The 19013-nt window shown below is 42.0% G+C and carries 21 protein-coding genes and 2 tRNA genes; all 23 read left to right on the plus strand.

Annotated elements, in window-relative coordinates; all coding sequences use genetic code 11:
- Nucleotides 1–73: 73 nt before the first annotated feature.
- Entirely contained in the window at nucleotides 74–958 is an 885-nt protein-coding gene (gene yabG, locus LCD34_RS10650; RefSeq protein WP_007496216.1) for a sporulation peptidase YabG, read from the plus strand.
- Nucleotides 959–1171: 213 nt separating this feature from the next.
- Complete coding sequence (gene veg, locus LCD34_RS10655) at nucleotides 1172–1429, plus strand: biofilm formation stimulator Veg (protein ID WP_003217979.1); 258 nt, start codon at nucleotides 1172–1174, stop codon at nucleotides 1427–1429.
- A gap of 162 nt (nucleotides 1430–1591) precedes the next feature.
- A complete protein-coding gene (locus tag LCD34_RS10660) occupies nucleotides 1592–1777 on the plus strand; it encodes a small, acid-soluble spore protein, alpha/beta type (protein ID WP_017366434.1) in 186 nt (61 codons plus the stop codon).
- A gap of 147 nt (nucleotides 1778–1924) precedes the next feature.
- A complete protein-coding gene (ispE, locus tag LCD34_RS10665; protein ID WP_144684915.1) occupies nucleotides 1925–2794 on the plus strand; it encodes a 4-(cytidine 5'-diphospho)-2-C-methyl-D-erythritol kinase in 870 nt (289 codons plus the stop codon).
- 55 nt (nucleotides 2795–2849) lie between these two features.
- On the plus strand, nucleotides 2850–3683 hold the full coding sequence (purR, locus tag LCD34_RS10670) for a pur operon repressor (protein WP_007496210.1): 834 nt from the start codon (nucleotides 2850–2852) through the stop codon (nucleotides 3681–3683).
- A gap of 38 nt (nucleotides 3684–3721) precedes the next feature.
- Nucleotides 3722–4099 (plus strand): 2-iminobutanoate/2-iminopropanoate deaminase, encoded by a 378-nt coding sequence (gene ridA, locus LCD34_RS10675; protein ID WP_008341860.1) that lies wholly within the window; start codon nucleotides 3722–3724, stop codon nucleotides 4097–4099.
- Between the two features lie 224 nt (nucleotides 4100–4323).
- Nucleotides 4324–4620, plus strand: a complete 297-nt coding sequence (gene spoVG / locus LCD34_RS10680) for a septation regulator SpoVG (protein WP_008357439.1) — start codon at nucleotides 4324–4326, stop codon at nucleotides 4618–4620.
- 198 nt (nucleotides 4621–4818) lie between these two features.
- Nucleotides 4819–6189, plus strand: coding sequence for a bifunctional UDP-N-acetylglucosamine diphosphorylase/glucosamine-1-phosphate N-acetyltransferase GlmU (gene glmU / locus LCD34_RS10685; protein WP_224558951.1), 1371 nt, complete (start codon nucleotides 4819–4821; stop codon nucleotides 6187–6189).
- A 22-nt stretch (nucleotides 6190–6211) separates the two neighbouring features.
- Nucleotides 6212–7165, plus strand: a complete 954-nt coding sequence (locus LCD34_RS10690; RefSeq protein WP_003217907.1) for a ribose-phosphate diphosphokinase — start codon at nucleotides 6212–6214, stop codon at nucleotides 7163–7165.
- A 138-nt stretch (nucleotides 7166–7303) separates the two neighbouring features.
- The gene (locus LCD34_RS10695; protein ID WP_224558953.1) at nucleotides 7304–7930 is read left to right on the plus strand and encodes a 50S ribosomal protein L25/general stress protein Ctc; all 627 of its coding nucleotides are present in this window, start codon (nucleotides 7304–7306) and stop codon (nucleotides 7928–7930) included.
- Nucleotides 7931–8070: 140 nt separating this feature from the next.
- On the plus strand, nucleotides 8071–8637 hold the full coding sequence (gene pth / locus LCD34_RS10700) for an aminoacyl-tRNA hydrolase (protein WP_007496201.1): 567 nt from the start codon (nucleotides 8071–8073) through the stop codon (nucleotides 8635–8637).
- A gap of 55 nt (nucleotides 8638–8692) precedes the next feature.
- Nucleotides 8693–8923 carry an anti-sigma-F factor Fin family protein gene (locus LCD34_RS10705; RefSeq protein WP_003217967.1) on the plus strand — a complete coding sequence of 77 codons (231 nt, stop codon included), beginning with the start codon at nucleotides 8693–8695 and terminating at the stop codon, nucleotides 8921–8923.
- A gap of 67 nt (nucleotides 8924–8990) precedes the next feature.
- A complete protein-coding gene (mfd, locus tag LCD34_RS10710; RefSeq protein ID WP_008341846.1) occupies nucleotides 8991–12524 on the plus strand; it encodes a transcription-repair coupling factor in 3534 nt (1177 codons plus the stop codon).
- Nucleotides 12525–12663: 139 nt separating this feature from the next.
- Entirely contained in the window at nucleotides 12664–13200 is a 537-nt protein-coding gene (gene spoVT, locus LCD34_RS10715; RefSeq protein WP_007496196.1) for a stage V sporulation protein T, read from the plus strand.
- A 204-nt stretch (nucleotides 13201–13404) separates the two neighbouring features.
- Nucleotides 13405–15009 carry a polysaccharide biosynthesis protein gene (locus tag LCD34_RS10720; RefSeq protein ID WP_224558955.1) on the plus strand — a complete coding sequence of 535 codons (1605 nt, stop codon included), beginning with the start codon at nucleotides 13405–13407 and terminating at the stop codon, nucleotides 15007–15009.
- Entirely contained in the window at nucleotides 14999–16483 is a 1485-nt protein-coding gene (gene mazG, locus LCD34_RS10725; protein WP_224558967.1) for a nucleoside triphosphate pyrophosphohydrolase, read from the plus strand. The genes LCD34_RS10720 and mazG overlap by 11 nt, the downstream gene beginning before the upstream one ends.
- Nucleotides 16480–16740 carry an RNA-binding S4 domain-containing protein gene (locus LCD34_RS10730; protein ID WP_008341839.1) on the plus strand — a complete coding sequence of 87 codons (261 nt, stop codon included), beginning with the start codon at nucleotides 16480–16482 and terminating at the stop codon, nucleotides 16738–16740. Before mazG ends, LCD34_RS10730 begins: the two co-directional genes overlap by 4 nt.
- A 74-nt stretch (nucleotides 16741–16814) precedes the next feature.
- Entirely contained in the window at nucleotides 16815–17123 is a 309-nt protein-coding gene (gene yabP, locus LCD34_RS10735; RefSeq protein ID WP_007496190.1) for a sporulation protein YabP, read from the plus strand.
- Complete coding sequence (gene yabQ / locus LCD34_RS10740) at nucleotides 17120–17758, plus strand: spore cortex biosynthesis protein YabQ (RefSeq protein ID WP_007496188.1); 639 nt, start codon at nucleotides 17120–17122, stop codon at nucleotides 17756–17758. The genes yabP and yabQ overlap by 4 nt, the downstream gene beginning before the upstream one ends.
- A gap of 18 nt (nucleotides 17759–17776) precedes the next feature.
- Nucleotides 17777–18151, plus strand: a complete 375-nt coding sequence (locus LCD34_RS10745; protein WP_007496186.1) for an FtsB family cell division protein — start codon at nucleotides 17777–17779, stop codon at nucleotides 18149–18151.
- Between the two features lie 82 nt (nucleotides 18152–18233).
- Complete coding sequence (locus LCD34_RS10750; RefSeq protein WP_003217901.1) at nucleotides 18234–18632, plus strand: S1 domain-containing RNA-binding protein; 399 nt, start codon at nucleotides 18234–18236, stop codon at nucleotides 18630–18632.
- 178 nt (nucleotides 18633–18810) lie between these two features.
- Nucleotides 18811–18884: transfer RNA gene (locus LCD34_RS10755), tRNA-Met, on the plus strand.
- Nucleotides 18885–18909: 25 nt separating this feature from the next.
- Nucleotides 18910–18981 (plus strand) — tRNA-Glu (locus tag LCD34_RS10760).
- Nucleotides 18982–19013 lie beyond the last annotated feature (32 nt).

Below are 19013 nucleotides of genomic sequence, written 5' to 3' on the forward strand. Positions count from 1 at the left end.
ATACCTGAAAGAAGAACAAGTGTAGCGTAAGACGATACCAACAGGATAAGAGCCTGATTGTGGAGTGAAAAGCATGCAATTTCAAATAGGAGATATGGTGACGAGGGCATCCTATCAGATGGATATTATGTTTCGTATCATTCGAATTGATGAGACAGACCAGCACGAAGCCACCGCCATTTTGCATGGGAATGAAGTGAGGCTGATTGCCGATGCGAAGATGTCAGATTTGGTCTTGATTCAAAAAGAGGAGCAACTGACAAGAGAGAAAGACGATGAACGGAAAATTAACGAATCGCTCGACTTACTCAGGCAAGATTATCAGCTGCTTCGTGAAAAACAAGAGTATTATACGTCTGGACAATATCAGCATCAGGAGCAGTATTTTCATATGCCCGGAAAGGTTCTGCATTTAGATGGAGATGCTTCATACTTAAAGAAATGCTTAGATGTATATGAAAGAATCGGTGTACCTGTGTATGGTGTGCATTGCCACGAGAAGAAAATGCCAAGCATGATTGATTCATTAATTGATCAATATCGGCCTGATATTTTGGTCATCACAGGACATGATGCGTATTCTAAACAAAAGGGCGGTGTACACGATATCGGTGCATATCGTCATTCTCGTCATTTCGTTGAAACGGTTCAAAAGGCAAGAAGGAAGGTTCCGCATTTAGATCAGCTCGTGATCTTTGCAGGTGCCTGCCAATCTCATTTTGAATCATTAATTCAAGCAGGTGCTAATTTTGCAAGCTCACCCTCACGTGTCAACATTCATGCACTTGACCCCGTCTATATTGTTGCCAAGATCAGCTTCACTCCATTTGTAGATCGAATCAACGTGTGGGATGTGCTCCGAAATACGCTGACGAGAGAAAAAGGTCTCGGAGGGATTGAAACAAGGGGTGTTTTAAGGGTAGGTATGCCATATAAAAGAGACCATGAATCGACATAACCCGACTGATTTCAGTCTGGTTTTTTTTATGCTCAAAAAGAAATTTCATATGAATACATAATTCACCGGAATTTGAGAAAAATAGGGAGGAGAAAAGGTAGAAGTTTGTCAAAATTATTTTGTTGACAATGGCTCGTGTTGGTTGATATAATTTAATTTTTATTTGACAAAAATGGGCCGTTGTTGTATAATTATCTCAGTGAGGTGGATGCAATGGCGAAGACTTTGTCCGACATCAAAAGATCGCTTGATGGTAACTTAGGTAAACGTTTGACGTTAAAGGCTAACGGAGGCCGCCGAAAAACAATTGAGCGTTCGGGCATTTTAGCTGAAACGTACCCTTCTGTTTTTGTGATTCAATTAGATCAAGATGAGAATTCGTTTGAAAGAGTTTCTTACAGTTATGCAGATATACTGACTGAGACGGTCGAATTAACATTCGATGATACCGCTAGCTCAGTCGCCTATTAATGGGCAGTGAACTTTTTGTTTACTGCTTTTTGTTTTGCCTTTTTTTCTGTATGGGAGGCTGTCCATTATTTGAAAGGGGTAAAAGGCGAGAAACGATGCAAAATAAGAAAGCCACAAAGGAGTGGCGATGATTCGAATTCTCGACCAAAGGGGCTGTTTCGTTTGGGTAGACGCCGAGGCATTATGTCAGATGAGTTCAAATACGAGCTGGCGAAGGATCTTGGATTTTATGATACCGTCAAAAATGGAGGCTGGGGAGAGATTCGTGCGCGTGACGCAGGAAATATGGTCAAACGTGCCATTGAATTAGCTCAACAGCACATGGCTCAAGAAGAGAATCAACGATAAAGAAATGATCAGGGATACCTCGCGTGTCTCTGGTCTTTTTTGCTTGAAAAAGTGAGTGTGCTGGGGGCAAAAGCCAATATTCATCAGATCCATCAAATGTGATACAATATTGATACTTATGTTTAGATGGAGAAGTAGGTGAAATGTTTGCGTATTTTAGAAAAAGCACCGGCAAAAATTAATCTCTCACTTGATGTTCATGGAAAAAGACCGGATGGATATCACGAAGTGGAGATGGTGATGACAACAATAGATCTTGCAGATCGACTAGAGCTGACGGAGCTGGACAAAGACGAAATCCGTATATCATCTCATAATCGTTTTGTGCCAGATGATCAACGGAATTTGGCTTATCAGGCAGCTAAATTATTAAAAACAAGATTCGGTATTCAAAAAGGCGTATCGATTGTCATCACAAAAGCAATTCCCGTCGCAGCAGGTTTAGCTGGAGGCAGCAGTGATGCCGCAGCAGCGCTTCGCGGCTTAAACCGTTTGTGGAAGTTAAATCTCACGTTAGATGAACTAGCTGAGCTTGGAGCGGAGATCGGCTCAGATGTCTCTTTTTGTGTACACGGAGGGACAGCGCTAGCGACAGGACGTGGAGAGAAACTAAAGCATATTGCGACACCGCCGCATTGCTGGGTGATTTTAGCGAAGCCGGTGATAGGGGTATCTACAGCTGAGGTCTACAGACAATATGACGCAAGCAAAGTAGAACACCCAAATGTACAGCGTATGATTGAAGCAATTGAAGCGAAAGATTATAAAGAGATGTGCGGCTCACTCGGTAACGTGTTGGAATCTGTGACATTAAAGATGTATCCGGAAGTCGATATGATTAAGAGACAGATGAAGCGTTTCGGAGCAGATGCTGTATTAATGAGCGGCAGCGGGCCAACTGTATTTGGCTTGATTCAATATGAATCGAAGGTACAAAGAATATATAACGGACTGAGAGGATTTTGCGATCAGGTTTACGCTGTCCGCATGATCGGCGAACAAAATACCCTTGATTAAATCCGTATATTAAGTTATATTATTCATAAATTATTCGGGTTCTGGGGGTAAGTTCATGAAGTTTCGTCGAAGCGGCAGATTGGTGGACTTAACAAATTATTTGTTAACCCACCCGCACGTACTAGTACCTTTAACTTTTTTTGCAGAGCGATATCAATCTGCAAAGTCCTCTATTAGTGAAGACTTAACGATTATCAAACAGACCTTCGAACAGCAGGGAATAGGGACTTTACTTACTGTACCTGGCGCTGCTGGCGGAGTGAAATATATTCCAAAGATTCATTTAAAAGAAGCAGACGAAGTCGTAAACGATATCGGAGAGGCATTATCAACTCCTGAACGTGTGCTTCCTGGCGGCTATTTATATTTAACTGATGTTTTAGGCAATCCATCGATTCTTGCGAAAATCGGTAAGCTTTTTGCGACCATTTTTTCGGATCGACCGATTGATGTTGTCATGACTGTTGCGACGAAAGGTATTCCGATTGCCTATTCTGTTGCAGGGTATTTAAATGTGCCTGTTGTGATCGTTAGAAAAGATAATAAGGTAACTGAAGGATCAACTGTGAGTATTAATTATGCATCAGGTTCTTCTAACCGAATTCAAACCATGTCACTTGCAAAGCGGAGCTTAGATAAAGGATCCAATGTGTTGATTATTGATGACTTTATGAAAGCAGGCGGAACCATTAATGGCATGATGAATCTTCTAGAGGAATTTAATGCAAATGTTGCAGGGATCGGTGTTTTATTAGAAGATGAAGGCGTAGATGAACGTCTTGTCGATGAATATGTATCACTTTTAAAGCTTTCAACCATTGATATGAAGCAGAAAATCATTGAGATTAATGAAGGTAATTTCCACGAGTTTTTTCATTCGAAAGCTTAAGCTTTGATCAAACATGTATTTGAATGGGAGAGATTGATATGACAAAAGTTGTTCAAACCAAAAACGCGCCAGCAGCCATTGGACCTTACTCTCAAGGGATTATCGTCAATAACATGTTTTACAGCTCAGGGCAGATTCCATTAACGCCAGCTGGAGATTTTGTGAATGGAGATATTAAAGAACAAACACATCAAGTGTTTCATAATCTTAAAGCCGTTCTTGAAGCAGCGGGTGCTTCCTTTGAAACAGTCGTGAAAGCAACGGTTTTCATTAAAGATATGGAACAATTCGCTGAAGTGAATGAAGTGTACGGTGAATACTTCCATACACATAAGCCAGCTCGTTCGTGTGTAGAAGTAGCCAGACTTCCAAAAGATGCACTTGTAGAAATTGAAGTTGTGGCATTAGTGAAATAAACAGGCCATCTCTTTGGAGGCCGTTTGGTTTCATTATATGTATGAAAAGGCATCGTCATGATGTCTTTTTTCACGTAACGGATGTAAGCGCCGTCATCAAAATGACAAAAAATGTATAAATATCCCGATATTTCAAAAAAAGTTTAAAAAAAGAGCAGGAGAATCACCACAATCGTTGAATACCTAATTAATGCTTTTATATTGGGAAAAGGTGGTGAACTACTGTGGAAGTTACTGACGTAAGATTACGCCGCGTGAATACCGATGGTCGCATGAGGGCGATTGCATCCATCACGCTGGACCACGAATTTGTTGTTCATGATATTCGTGTGATTGATGGAAACAATGGCTTGTTTGTTGCAATGCCTAGCAAACGTACGCCTGATGGAGAGTTTCGCGACATTGCACATCCAATTAATTCAAGCACTCGGGGTAAAATCCAAGATGCTGTTTTAAATGAGTATCATCGCTTAGGCGAAGAGGAAGAGACAATTGAATATGAAGAAGCTGGAGCTTCTTAAAGATATGTGAACCTAAAAAGACAGCTTTAAGAGAAAATGAATGTTTTCTTTTAAATGCTGTCTTTTTTGCGTTTTTTCTCTTGTTCCTTATGTCTCCCGTTCATTAGAAAATTAATGTACTTCCTCTTGTATCCTTGAAATCAGTCCTTATTTAGGATATATTTTTCTATGGATAATAGGGATATTGGAGGCCAATCAATGGATAAGCGGTTCGCAGTGATTTTAGCAGCGGGAAAAGGAACAAGAATGAAGTCAAAGTTATACAAAGTACTTCATCCAGTTTGCGGAAAGCCAATGGTCGAGCATGTGGCAGATCAAGCGTTAAAGCTATCTTTAGCCAAGCTTGTGACGATTGTCGGTCATGGAGCAGAGGACGTCAAGAAGCAGCTTGGGGACAGAAGTGAATATGCACTTCAAGAAGAACAGCTGGGAACAGCACATGCCGTCAAACAAGCTAAATCGTTCCTCGCGCAGGAAAAGGGAACAACCATTGTCATTTGTGGAGATACACCATTATTGACAGCGGAAACAATGGAAGCCATGTTAAGCGAGCATCAAAAACAACAAGCGAAAGTGACGATTTTGACAGCACACGCGGATGATCCAACAGGTTATGGACGTATTCTTCGTGATGAAACAGGTGCTGTAGTAAAAATCGTCGAGCATAAAGATGCAAGTGATGCTGAACGTCAAGTGAATGAAATTAATACTGGAACCTATTGCTTTTCAAATGAAGATCTCTTCCGTGTGATTGAGCAAGTGTCAAATGAAAATGCACAAGGTGAATACTATTTGCCGGATGTCATTGAAATTCTAAAGAATGAAGGACAGACGGTTGCAGCGTATCAAACACCGCATTTTGAAGAAACACTTGGAGTCAATGATCGTATCGCTCTATCACAAGCAGAGCAATTCATGAAGCGACGTATTAATCATCAGCATATGAAGAATGGTGTAACCTTGATTGATCCTGAGAACACGTATATCTCGCCAGATTCAGTCATTGGTGAAGATACAATGATTTATCCTGGGACGGTCATCAAAGGGAATGTAAAGATTGGTGCAGATGCCACAATCGGTCCGAACACTGAAATTGTTGATAGCGTAATTGGAGATCGGACAGTCATTAAGCAGTCTGTTGTCTGCGATAGTGAAGTTGGGGTAGATGTGACAATTGGACCGTTTGCTCATATTCGCCCGTTGTCGAAAATTGGCGATGAAGTGAAGATCGGAAATTTTGTCGAAATCAAGAAAACAGTTTTCGGTGACCGAAGCAAAGCGTCTCATCTTAGCTATATTGGGGATGCAGAGGTCGGAGCGGATGTAAACCTTGGTTGTGGATCCATTACAGTTAATTATGATGGGAAGAACAAATTCTTAACGAAGATTGAAGATGGCGCATTTATTGGCTGCAATTCAAATCTCGTTGCACCAGTCACTGTCGGAAAAGGGGCATATGTTGCAGCCGGTTCAACGGTTACAGAAGATGTACCGCAGGATGCATTGTCTATTGCTAGAGCAAGACAAGTCAATAAAGAAGATTATGTGAAAAATATTCATAAAAAATAATCCAAATACCCGGAGGTTTACCATGTCTAATCGTTATGCTGATGCGAATTTAAAGATATTCTCTTTGAATTCAAACCCTGAACTTGCCAAAGAAATTGCCGATCGAATCGGAGTTGATGTAGGAAAGAGCTCTGTTAAACGTTTTAGTGACGGTGAAGTCCAAATCAATATTGAAGAAAGTATCCGCGGCTGTGATTGTTATGTTATTCAATCTACTAGTGCGCCAGTCAATGAGCACATTATGGAGCTACTCATTATGGTAGATGCACTAAAACGCGCTTCTGCGAAAACGGTCAATATTGTCATCCCTTATTACGGATATGCACGTCAAGATCGTAAGGCGAAACCTCGTGAGCCAATCACGGCGAAGCTTTTTGCGAACTTACTTGAAACAGCAGGTGCTACACGTGTCATTGCACTTGATCTTCATGCGCCGCAAATCCAAGGTTTCTTTGATATTCCAATCGATAACTTAATGGCTGTGCCAATCTTAACAAACTATTTCGAACAGAAAAACTTGAATGATATCGTTGTTGTGTCTCCTGACCACGGTGGTGTTACGCGTGCGCGCAAAATGGCGGACCGCCTGAAAGCACCAATCGCCATTATCGACAAACGTCGTCCGAAGCCGAACGTGGCTGAAGTGATGAACATCATTGGGAACATTGAAGGCAAAACGGCGATTCTCATCGATGATATCATTGATACAGCTGGTACGATTACACTTGCTGCAAATGCACTTGTGGAAAATGGAGCGGCTGAAGTCTATGCTTGTTGTACTCACCCAGTATTGTCTGGACCAGCAGTAGAACGTATTACAAACTCTAAAATTAAAGAATTAGTTGTGACAAACAGTATTCACTTAACAGATGACAAGAAAGTTGGAAAATTCATTCCGCTTTCAGTTGGGCCTTTGCTTGCAGAAGCCATCATCCGTGTACATGAAGAAGAATCTGTGAGCTACCTTTTCAGCTAATTTTCTGATTGAAAAAGGCCCTAGGCATCAGCTTGGGGTCTTTTTGCTGTGATAAATGAAAGCCAAACATGTTTAAAATGATTCAGTTATGGGTATTTATGAAAGTAGTGACAAAAAAGAAATAGGATGGTGCTGAATATGGCAACTTTAAAAGCAAATAAAAGAACTGATTTCAAACGTTCCACACTGCAAAAAATCCGTCATTCAGGACACGTTCCTGGTGTCATATACGGAAAAAATACAGACAACATGGCTGTTTCATTAGACAGCATTGATTTATTAAAGACATTACGTGATGAAGGAAAAAACACAATCATCACATTAGACGTTGGCGGTGAAACAAAATATGTGATGGTGACAGAACTGCAAACAGATCCGTTGAAAAATGAGCTTGTCCACGCTGATTTCCAAGTGGTCGACTTACAGCGAGAAATTGACGCAGATGTACCTGTACAACTCATTGGCGAATCCAAAGGGGTAAAGGATGGCGGTGTGCTTCAGCAGCCACTATTTGAGCTATCCATTACAGCGAAACCAAAGGATATCCCGCAAAATATTGAAGCTGATATTACAAACTTAGAGGTAAATGACGTACTAACAGTTGGTGATCTGTCTGTTCAGTCTACGTATCAAATTAATAATGATCCAGAAGAAGTTGTTGCTTCGATCTTACCGCCTCAGCAATCAGAGGTTCCAGAGCCAGATAGTGAAGAGGAAACGCAAGAGCCTGAGGCCATTAAAGAAAAAGATGACAGCGAAGAATAACTGGTCAATTAGAGACGTAACCCTCCCGCGGTTACGTCTTTTGTGCTAGAATGAAAAGAATTCATACGTTTTGCATGAGGCAATCACATTGGCTCATTTTTTAGGCGTGTGCATGTGCGACAAAGGAGGTTATTGGTTTCATGATTGCGTTCGTTGGATTGGGTAATCCAGGAAAAGAATATGAAAAAACAAGACATAACGTCGGGTTTATGACAATAGATGAACTATCAAAAAAATGGGATATCCCATTAAATCAATCAAAATTCCATGGACAATATGGAACTGGGTTTGTTTCGGGGCAAAAGGTTCTACTTGTGAAGCCTCTTACATATATGAACTTATCGGGGGAATGTGTGCGTCCGCTGATGGATTACTATGATATACCCCTTGAACATTTGAAGGTCATCTATGATGATCTTGATTTGCCAACGGGACGGATTCGTTTGCGTACAAAAGGAAGTGCAGGCGGACATAACGGAATCAAATCGTTGATTCAGCATTTAGGTTCACCAGAGTTTGACAGATTCCGTATCGGCATTGGCCGTCCACAAAACGGCATGAAGGTCGTCGATTACGTACTAGGACGCTTCTCAGAGGAAGAACAGCCTGATATCTCATCTGCTATTCAAGCATCTGTTGAAGCTTGTGAAGCGGCTTTAACAAAGCCATTTTTAGAAGTGATGAATGATTTTAACAAGAAGGTATAAGAATGATAAGCAAAGCACATACTGATCATAAAATCTCAGCATGGGAGGATCACGTATGGCTTTGCACTATTACTGCCGGCACTGTGGTGTAAAGGTTGGCAGTCTAGATGAATCCGCTGTCCAAAGTGAAGCACTTGGATTTCATCACTTAACAAATGAGGAAAGAAACGATATGATTTCTTATAGGGAAAATGGTGATTTACATGTACAAACCATTTGTGAGGATTGCCAAGAGGCGCTCGAAAGAAATCCTGATTACCATCAGTATCATACCTTTATTCAATAAAAAGCTTTGGTGTAGATAATAGACCAAAGCGTTTTTCTGTTTTAAACAAGCAGGGAGGAGGAGCCAAATGAAAAATATACAATCATTTATCAAACAAAGTGATGATTTTCAGTCCATTTTTAATGGGCTAAAGGAAGGTTTAAAAGAACAACTGCTCGCCGGACTATCAGGCTCCGTCAGATCTTTATTTACAGCCGCCATATCAGACGAATTAAAGCGGCCGATGTTTATTGTGACACATAACTTATATCAAGCGCAGAAGGTCACAGATGATCTAGCAAGTGTGATGCCAGATCGTTCGGTCCTTCTTTATCCTGTCAATGAACTCATTGCATCTGAAATTGCTGTGGCAAGCCCTGAGCTTAGAGCGCAGCGTCTTGATGTATTGAATCGTCTCGCGAATGGAGAAAATCCGATTGTCGTGACCCCAGCAGCTGCAGTGCGTAGAATGCTTCCTCCTGTTGAGCTCTGGAAGGAGAGTCAGATCCATTTAAAGGTTGGTGAAGAAATTGATTTGGAGGCGTTTTCAAAACAACTCGTGCAAATCGGTTATGACCGGACGTCCATGGTCGCTGCGCCCGGAGACTTTAGTGTGCGCGGAGGAATCATTGACATTTATGCGTTAACGGAAGACCACCCGATCCGTATAGAGCTGTTTGATACAGAAGTGGATTCTATTCGGTCCTTCCACTCTGACACGCAGCGTTCATTGGAAACACTTCAAGAAATCAAGATTGGCCCGGCGAAAGAGCTGATTGTAAGAGGGCCTGAACGAGTGAGAGCGATTGAACAGCTTGACGAAGGTCTTGCCAGTAGCTTAAAGAAATTCAACTCGGATAAACAAAAAGAACTGCTCCATCAGAATATTTCTGCTGATCGTGAGAAGCTGCTAGAAGGTATTGTGACACAAGAAATGACGAAGTATCTGTCCTATTTCTATGAAAAGCCTGCTAGTTTGCTAGATTATACATCGCAGGATACGATTATCATTCTAGATGAAATCAGCAGAATTCAGGAGATGGAAGAACAGCTTGAACAGGAAGAAGCAGATTGGACAATTAGTCTGCTGGAAGAAGGGAATATTCTGCATGATCTAGCCCTTTCCTTCCCATTTCAAGAGCTGTTCAATCAGCAATCGAGATCGATTCTGTACTATTCCTTATTTTTGAGACATGTTCAGCAGACCAATCCGCAAAATATCGTCAATGTATCTAGTAAGCAAATGCAGAATTTCCACGGCCAGATGAATGTGCTTGCAAGTGAAATTGAACGCTACAAAAAGCAGAATTATACGGTTGTCTTTTTAGGTGCGGATGAAGAGCGGACAGAGAAGTTGTCATCTGTCTTGCATGATTATGACATTGAAGCAGCTCTTGCTAAACCTGATGCTGAGCTTGTCAGCGGGCAAGTATATATTTTACAAGGTGAGCTTCAAACCGGTTTTGAACTACCTTTATCCAAAATTGCTGTCATTACAGAGGGTGAACTTTTCAAGAAACGTGTGAAGAAGCAGGCACGTAAGCAAAAGCTGACAAACGCAGAGCGAATCAAAAGCTATTCAGAGCTGCAAGTGGGCGATTATGTGGTGCACATTAACCACGGGATCGGTAAGTATTTAGGAATTGAAACGCTTGAAATTGGCGGCATTCATAAAGATTATTTAAATATTCATTATCAAGGAAGCGACAAGCTTTATGTCCCTGTTGAACAAATTGATCAGGTGCAGAAGTATGTAGGGTCAGAAGGAAAAGAACCAAAGCTATACAAATTAGGCGGCAGCGACTGGAAACGCGTGAAGAAAAAAGTAGAATCATCTGTGCAGGACATTGCAGATGATCTGATTAAGCTGTACGCAGAACGTGAAGCAAGCAAAGGGTATGCCTTCTCGCCTGACCATGAGATGCAGCGCCAGTTTGAATCTGCATTCCCTTACCAAGAAACAGATGATCAAATTCGCTCGATTCATGAAATCAAGCAAGACATGGAGCGGGAGCGCCCGATGGATCGTCTGCTTTGTGGAGATGTGGGCTATGGAAAAACAGAGGTGGCGATTCGAGCGGCCTTCAAAGCTATTGCTGACGGGAAGCAGGTGGCACTGCTTGTACCAACAACGATCTTAGCGCAGCAGCATTTTGACACGATTATGGACAGATTCCAAGACTATCCTGTTAAAATCGCTCAGCTTAGCCGCTTCCGTACACGAAAAGAAACAACAGAAACCTTAAAAGGGCTGAAAAACGGAACCATTGATATGGTCATTGGGACGCATCGTCTTCTTTCAAAAGACATTGTGTACAAGGATTTAGGACTGTTAATTATCGATGAAGAGCAGCGCTTTGGTGTGACGCATAAAGAGAAAATTAAGCAAATGAAAGCCAATATTGATGTGCTGACGTTAACGGCAACGCCAATTCCTCGTACGCTTCATATGTCGATGCTTGGCGTACGTGACTTATCTGTTATTGAAACGCCACCTGAGAACCGTTTCCCAGTTCAAACCTATGTTGTCGAGTACAATGGTGCGTTAGTTAGAGAAGCCATTGAGCGAGAACTGGCAAGAGGCGGTCAAGTGTACTTCCTTTATAACCGAGTGGAGGATATTGAACGAAAAGCAGATGAAATCTCGATGCTTGTTCCAGACGCAAAAGTAAGCTACGCACACGGGAAAATGAGTGAGAACGAGCTGGAATCCGTGATGATTAATTTCCTAGAAGGTGAATCGGATGTACTCGTTAGTACAACCATTATCGAAACGGGCGTAGACATACCAAATGTGAACACGCTCATTGTTCATGATGCTGATAAAATGGGGCTTTCGCAGCTGTACCAGTTAAGAGGACGAGTTGGGCGCTCGAATCGTGTGGCCTATGCTTATTTCACTTATCGAAAAGATAAAGTGCTTTCTGAAGTAGCTGAGAAAAGACTTCAAGCCATTAAAGAATTCACTGAGCTTGGATCAGGCTTTAAAATTGCGATGCGTGATTTAACAATTCGAGGAGCAGGGAACTTACTTGGTGCACAGCAGCATGGATTTATTGATTCTGTTGGATTCGACCTTTACTCTCAAATGCTGAAAGAAGCCATTGAAGAAAGAAGAGGCGATACGACTGCTCAAGAAAAATTTGAGCCGGAAATTGATCTCCAAATTGATGCCTACATTCCAGATAGCTATATTTCTGATGGCAAACAAAAGATCGAGATGTATAAACAGTTTAGAGCGATTGGATCAATAGAAGAGCGGAAAGAGCTTCAAGATGAAATGATTGACCGATTCGGAGAATATCCGCAAGAAGTGGCTGATTTGTTCACGATTGCGACGATGAAGGTGTACGCTGTGCAGGAACGTGTCGAGTTGATCAAGATGGAGAAAGGCATTGTTAGACTCACTCTCGATGAAAAAGCAAGCAGCGACATCGATGGTCAAAAATTATTTGAGCTTGGCAGTCAATATGGACGTGATATCGGTCTTGGCATGGAAGGCAGCAAGCTGATTATTTCTGTCCAAACAAAAGGCAAGAAAACGGAGGAGTGGCTTGAAGTCATTCTTCGTATGCTTCGAGGTCTTCAAGATGTGAAAAAAGAAACCATTCCATCTTCATAAAATTTTGTTGGTCTCTCGTGTATATTACGTTTGATGTGACGGATACTAATCTCAGGGTCAAGTGGTGAATGTTGCATAAAGTGGACGCTTTTGTTCCATTCACCCAACACATCATCAAACGAAAGAGAGGCAGCAGTGAATGAAAGCAACTGGAATTGTACGCCGCATCGATGATCTAGGTAGAGTGGTTATACCGAAGGAGATTCGCAGAACATTGCGCATCCGGGAAGGAGATCCGCTTGAGATTTTCGTCGACCGCGATGGAGAAGTGATTTTGAAGAAGTATTCACCGATTAGTGAGCTAGGAGACTTTGCGAAGGAATATGCTGATGCTTTATTCGACAGTTTGGGTCATTCTATCCTCATCTGTGATCGTGATACGTATATTGCTGTATCCGGCAGTTCAAAAAAAGAGTACTTAAACAAATCCATTAGTGATTTACTTGAACGAACAATGGATCAGCGTAATTCTGTATTAGAGGACAGCAAGAAAGAAATTCAGCTTGTGGATGGTATTGATGATGATGTATCAGCTTATACCATTGCACCTATTGTTGCAAACGGAGATCCAATTGGCGCCGTCGTCTTATTTTCTAAAGAGCGTTCAATGGGAGAAGTGGAGCATAAAGCGGCAGAAACGGCAGCTGGCTTCTTAGCCCGTCAAATGGAACATTAGGTCTAATAAATCTATATCATTTTGATAAAACGAAAGAATGCCGATGAAATCATCTGATTTTGTCGGCGTTTTTTATATGGGATGAAACAAAACAATGAATGTATCGTCTACTCCTTAGAAAGAAACGGCTTGCCAGTCACGTATGATATAATGAGTACGTTTAAATGCAGGTATATTTTTTGATTGAACATAAAGGAGTCATCCATGAAAAATGCTGTAAATCAGCCGCATTGGCTTTTCCAAGGTGCGGTGATTTTAACCATCGCAGGCTTGTTATCAAAGGTACTGAGTGCCGTATATCGTGTCCCTTTTCAAAATATCGTAGGAGACACAGGTTTTTATATTTATCAGCAGGTCTATCCCTTTCTTGGCATTGCGATCATGCTCGGCACCACTGGTTTTCCTGTAATGGTGTCCAAGCTTCTGAGCGAGCATGGTGAGGAGAATCGCCGAATCATTACAAAGGTATCCTTGGTGTATATCACTTTGCTGAGCTTGGCCTTATTTCTTTGTTTATACATAGGAGCAGGCACAATTGCGAATCTCATGGCGGACAGTCAATTAATGTTGCTCATCCAGATGAGTTCGTTTGTGTTTTTATTTCTGCCGCTTACCGTGATGCTGAGGGGTGTTTTTCAGAGTGATGGGCTGATGCTCCCCACTGCGGTCTCTCAATTGGCTGAGCAACTCATCAGAGTAAGCGTCCTGCTTGTTTTATCTTTCTATTTTGTGAGACATAGCTATTCGCTTTATGAAACAGGAGCGGGTGCGGTGTTCTCTTCTATAGCTGGAAGTGCGGCTTCACTCATTTTGCTTCTTTTCCTTTGGCTGACCTATCGGAAGCGGTCGGCAGCGAGCAAGACATTAAAACAGGCTACACTGCGGAAAAAAGATGTGCTGAAGAGTTTGGTGCTGTATACATTGACGATTTGTGTGAGTGGATTGCTGATCCTATGGATGCAAATGATCGATGCTTTTCACCTGTATGCGCTGCTGCGCAGTGAGGGACTGAGTGAAGCAGATGCAAAGGCGGCAAAAGGCGTATATGACCGAGGTCAGCCGTTCCTGCAGCTCGGGACGGTGTTTGCAATTAGTATAGGGACGTCTCTTGTTCCATTTTTGTCGTCGGCCTTAAGAAAAGGGCAGCATGAAGCAATTCGTGAAAAAGTACGTACATCGTTTAAGGCAACATCGGTGCTGGGGATTGGTTCAGCTGTCGGTCTTATATGTATTTTATCGTCTGTGAACATCATGCTTTTTCGTAATGACTTAGGGACAGATGCGCTGCAAATATTTTGCATATCCATTGCCTTTACATCAATGGCGATTACGCAAACCGCTTTACTTCAGGGTCTGGGACATACCGTGTACCCGGCTGTTGTGGTCCTGATCAGTGTACTGGTGAAATGGGGTCTGACGCTGGCTCTTGTCCCGTTATTCGGCATTTATGGAGCCGCATGGTCGACTGTTTGTGGGTTTCTCGCCGCCGCTGCGCTCAATGCGGTGTATTTGAAGCATAAAGGGTGGATTTCAATAAGAGAGCTATTCCCAGTGAAAATTCTTTTATCAGCAGCATTCATGGCTGTCGTTTTAATTGGATATCAGGCATTGTTTTCTTGGGTCATTCCCTTTGAGAAACGTCCGTTTTCTGTTTTAGAGAGCCTGACTTCAGTTTTTATTGGTGGTTTCGCCTTTTTATATAGTATTCTTAAGCTAGACGTATTTACGGAAGAGGAATGGAGACTCATTCCATTAGGAGAAAAGATTTTATATTTTAAACAGATGAGAGGGAATCGAAATGGCAGGTAAGATTACAGTCGTTGGTCTTGGGGCAGGCGACATGGATCAGCTGACGCTCGGTGTATATAAGCAGCTGAAGCAGGCGAAAGAAGTATACATGAGAACGCAGGATCATCCACTCACCGCAGAATTGATGCAGGAGGTCCCGTCTCTGACCTTTTTTGATGAGATATATGAAAAGCATGATCAGTTTGATGCAGTGTATGAGGAAATCACAGACATTCTCTTCCAAGAGGCTGAGGGGAAAGATATTGTGTATGCAGTACCAGGTCACCCGTTTGTAGCGGAAAAGACAGTGCAGCTTCTTGTTTCACAACAGAAGGAGCGCGGGGTTGAGGTGTACGTCGCTGGTGGACAAAGCTTTTTGGATGCGACGTTTAATTCCTTACAGATTGACCCAATTGAAGGGCTGCAATTCGTTGACGCAGGGGATATGAGAGCGGATGATCTGAAGTTGACCCAGCATGTGCTGATCTGTCAGGTATATGATCAGATGACAGCCTCGAATGTGAAGCTGACCCTCATGGAAAAGCTACCTGACGATTATGAAGTCTTTATCGTAACGGCAGCTGGAAGCAGTCAGGAACAGATTACAGGTGTTCCTTTATTTGAACTTGATCGAGATGTGTCGATAAATAACTTAACGAGTGTTTATGTGCCTCCAATCCAAGATGAAAAGCTACTCTATCAACAATTTGACACTTTCCGTGAAGTCATTCGTACATTAAGAGGTCCTGGCGGCTGTCCTTGGGATCAAAAACAAACGAATGAGTCGCTCAAACCATATTTAATTGAAGAATGTTATGAGCTGCTGGAAGCCATAGATGAAGACGATCCAGATCATATGGTTGAAGAACTCGGAGATGTACTGCTTCAAGTTTTACTCCATGCTCAAATTGGTGAAGATGATGGTTATTTCTCAATGGATGACGTCATTCAGCATGTGACAGAAAAAATGATTCGACGACATCCGCATGTGTTCGGTGATACGGATGTGTCTGAAGCATCAGATGTCGTCGCCAACTGGGAAAAAATCAAGCAGCAGGAAAAACCGGAGCGTGCAGCATCTATTTTGCAATCCATTCCAACGACTCTTCCAGCTTTAACAAAAGCCTATAAGCTCCAAAAGAAAGCAGCAAAAGTGGGCTTCGACTGGACAGAAGTAGAGGATATTTGGAACAAATACGAAGAGGAAAAGCAGGAATTCCTTGTGGAAGTGGCAGATAAGACGGATGAAGGTGCAACAAAGCAGATGAAGGATGAATTTGGGGATCTTTTGTTTGTTCTCGTCAACATTGGAAGATTTTATCATCTAGAGCCTGAAACCGCCCTCTCTTCTGCAAACACAAAATTCATGCGGCGCTTTCAGCATATTGAACAAAAAGCAAAGGATATAGGGCGTTCACTAGAGGACTTGACCCTAGAAGAAATGGACGATCTGTGGAACGATGCCAAACGCATAGAAAGAGGTGAACACACATGAGACTAGATAAATTCTTAAAAGTGTCTCGTTTAATCAAAAGAAGAACATTGGCAAAAGAAGTAGCCGATCAAGGGAGAATTTCCATTAATGGCACGCAGGCGAAAGCCAGCTCTGACGTGAAAGAAGGGGACGAGCTTCAAATTCGTTTTGGCCAAAAGCTTGTGACTGTTCAAGTCAACGAGTTAAAAGACACAACGAAAAAAGAAGAAGCTGCTGGCATGTATACCGTGCTAAAAGAAGAAAAAACAGCAGAATAGGGCTTGTTCTAAATGTCCCGCCTGTCACATACAATGCAGTAACAATGCAAGTATGAGATATGGGGGATGTATAAATGAATCAATATTATAATCAACCTCAAGGCACGAAGTTGTCATCAGAAGCCGAGCATCATGTCACAATGCGCAACAGAAAGCATTTAGATATTACCGGGGTCAAACAGGTCGAGAGCTTTGATAATGAAGAATTTCTGCTTGAGACTGTCATGGGAGTCCTCGCCATTCGCGGAGAAAATCTGCAAATGAAAAACTTAGATGTAGAAAAGGGCGTTGTGTCCATTAAAGGGCGTGTCTTTGACTTAATCTATGTAGATGAGCAGCACGGGGAGAAAGCTAAAGGATTTTTTAGCAAGCTGTTTAAATGACACTGACGGTCCAGTTTTATACGATGCTTTCGATGGCGGCGATGGGCATCTGGCTGGGCGCATCGCTGGATACGTACAAGCTGTTTGTGAACCGGGAAAAAACAGCAAAATGGCTGCTGGTCATTCACGACCTCCTTTTTTGGGTGGTGCAGGGTCTCTTATTCTTTTATGTCCTGCTGCTGACCAATGAGGGAGAATTCAGGCTTTATATTTTTCTAGCTGTTGCTCTAGGTTTCTCGATGTACCAGGCATTGATGAAACAGCTGTATATGAACATCCTCAAGTTTGTGATGAGGTGTATTTATCAGACTGTTCTCTTCCTGAAAAGGCTGATCATGTCGATGGTTTTCCAGCCCATTCGCTGGATCGTCGGTTTGATCATAAGTGCTCTTCTGTTCTTGTTCCACTCGCTCTTACGCCTTGTTCGTTTTGCGTTTCGACTCGTGTGGAAGGTGCTGTATATTGTTTGTTATCCGCTTATTTGGTTACTCAATGTGACCATTATTCATCGAATTCCCGAAAAATGGCGAACATCAATGAGGTTGTTTTTCTCAAAAGGAGCAGGAATTTTACAAGGGATCAAGAAATTATCTCGTACCATGAAAACGAAATGGAAACAATTCTGGACAAAGTAAGAGAGGAGGCCTTCATCCTTGAACGAGAGAAAAAGAAATATCGCACAAATTCAAAATGATTATCAAAAACAAATGGAACAGCAAGCGCAGCGCCTAAAACGCAAACGCCGGGGACTCCTTAGAAGGCTTACCGTTTTTGGAGTCATTGTGCTCATGTTTGCTGTTTTGGTAACAAGTGCCCTCTGGTCGCAATCGTCTGCATTGAAAGAAAAAGAAGAGAAGAAGGTTGCGCTTGAAAAAGAATTGAAGCAATTACAAACAAAGCAGGAAGATATTTCTGATGAAATCAAAAAGCTGAAAAGCAAAGAATACGTACTCGAACTGGCACGACGGGACTATTATATGTCTAAAAAAGGCGAAAAAATCTTTGATGTGGGCAATAAGAGCGATTAGCCTTGTTGACACTTAAAATTCAGTTTATGTATAATTGAACAAATGAGATTTTTTTATAAGTCTAAGGAGGAGCACTTTTTTTATGTCGATTGAAGTTGGCAGCAAGTTACAAGGGAAAGTTACGGGCATTACAAATTTTGGAGCTTTTGTGGAGTTGCCAGGCGGTTCAACTGGTCTCGTTCATATCAGTGAGGTAGCCGATAACTATGTAAAAGATATTAATGAGCATTTAAAAGTCGGTGAACAAGTTGAAGTGAAAGTGATTAACGTTGAAAAAGACGGTAAAATCGGCTTGTCCATTAAAAAAGCAAAAGATCGTCCTCAACAACAACAATCAAGACCGAGCAGAAATGATTTCCGTCCGAAGGAATCGTTTGAGCAAAAAATGAACAAATTCTTAAAAGATAGCGAAGATCGCTTAACATCTTTAAAACGTAACACGGAATCAAAACGTGGGGGGCGCGGAGCAAGAAGAGGTTAACTTGTTGCTGCTTTCTATATATTTTTCACAACAAAGCATCTGCTGTTTAGCGGGTGCTTTTTTTAATACAAATTCAACGTTTTTTGTGCATTTGCCATTTAATTTAAAACTTTCTATTGACGGACAAGCGAATCCTTTGTATTATAGTTCTTGTGCTTCTTAGCGCATTTTACATTATGGCGGTGTAGCTCAGCTGGCTAGAGCGTACGGTTCATACCCGTGAGGTCGGGGGTTCGATCCCCTCCGCCGCTATCCTTTTAAAAAGAACAATAAGCAAGGCCCGTTGGTCAAGCGGTTAAGACACCGCCCTTTCACGGCGGTAACACGGGTTCGAATCCCGTACGGGTCATCTTCAAAACAGCTTTCTATAGGAAAGCTGTT

The organism is Bacillus sp. RAR_M1_44 (genome assembly GCF_020165935.1).
In the GTDB taxonomy this organism is placed as follows: domain Bacteria; phylum Bacillota; class Bacilli; order Bacillales; family Bacillaceae; genus Bacillus; species Bacillus altitudinis.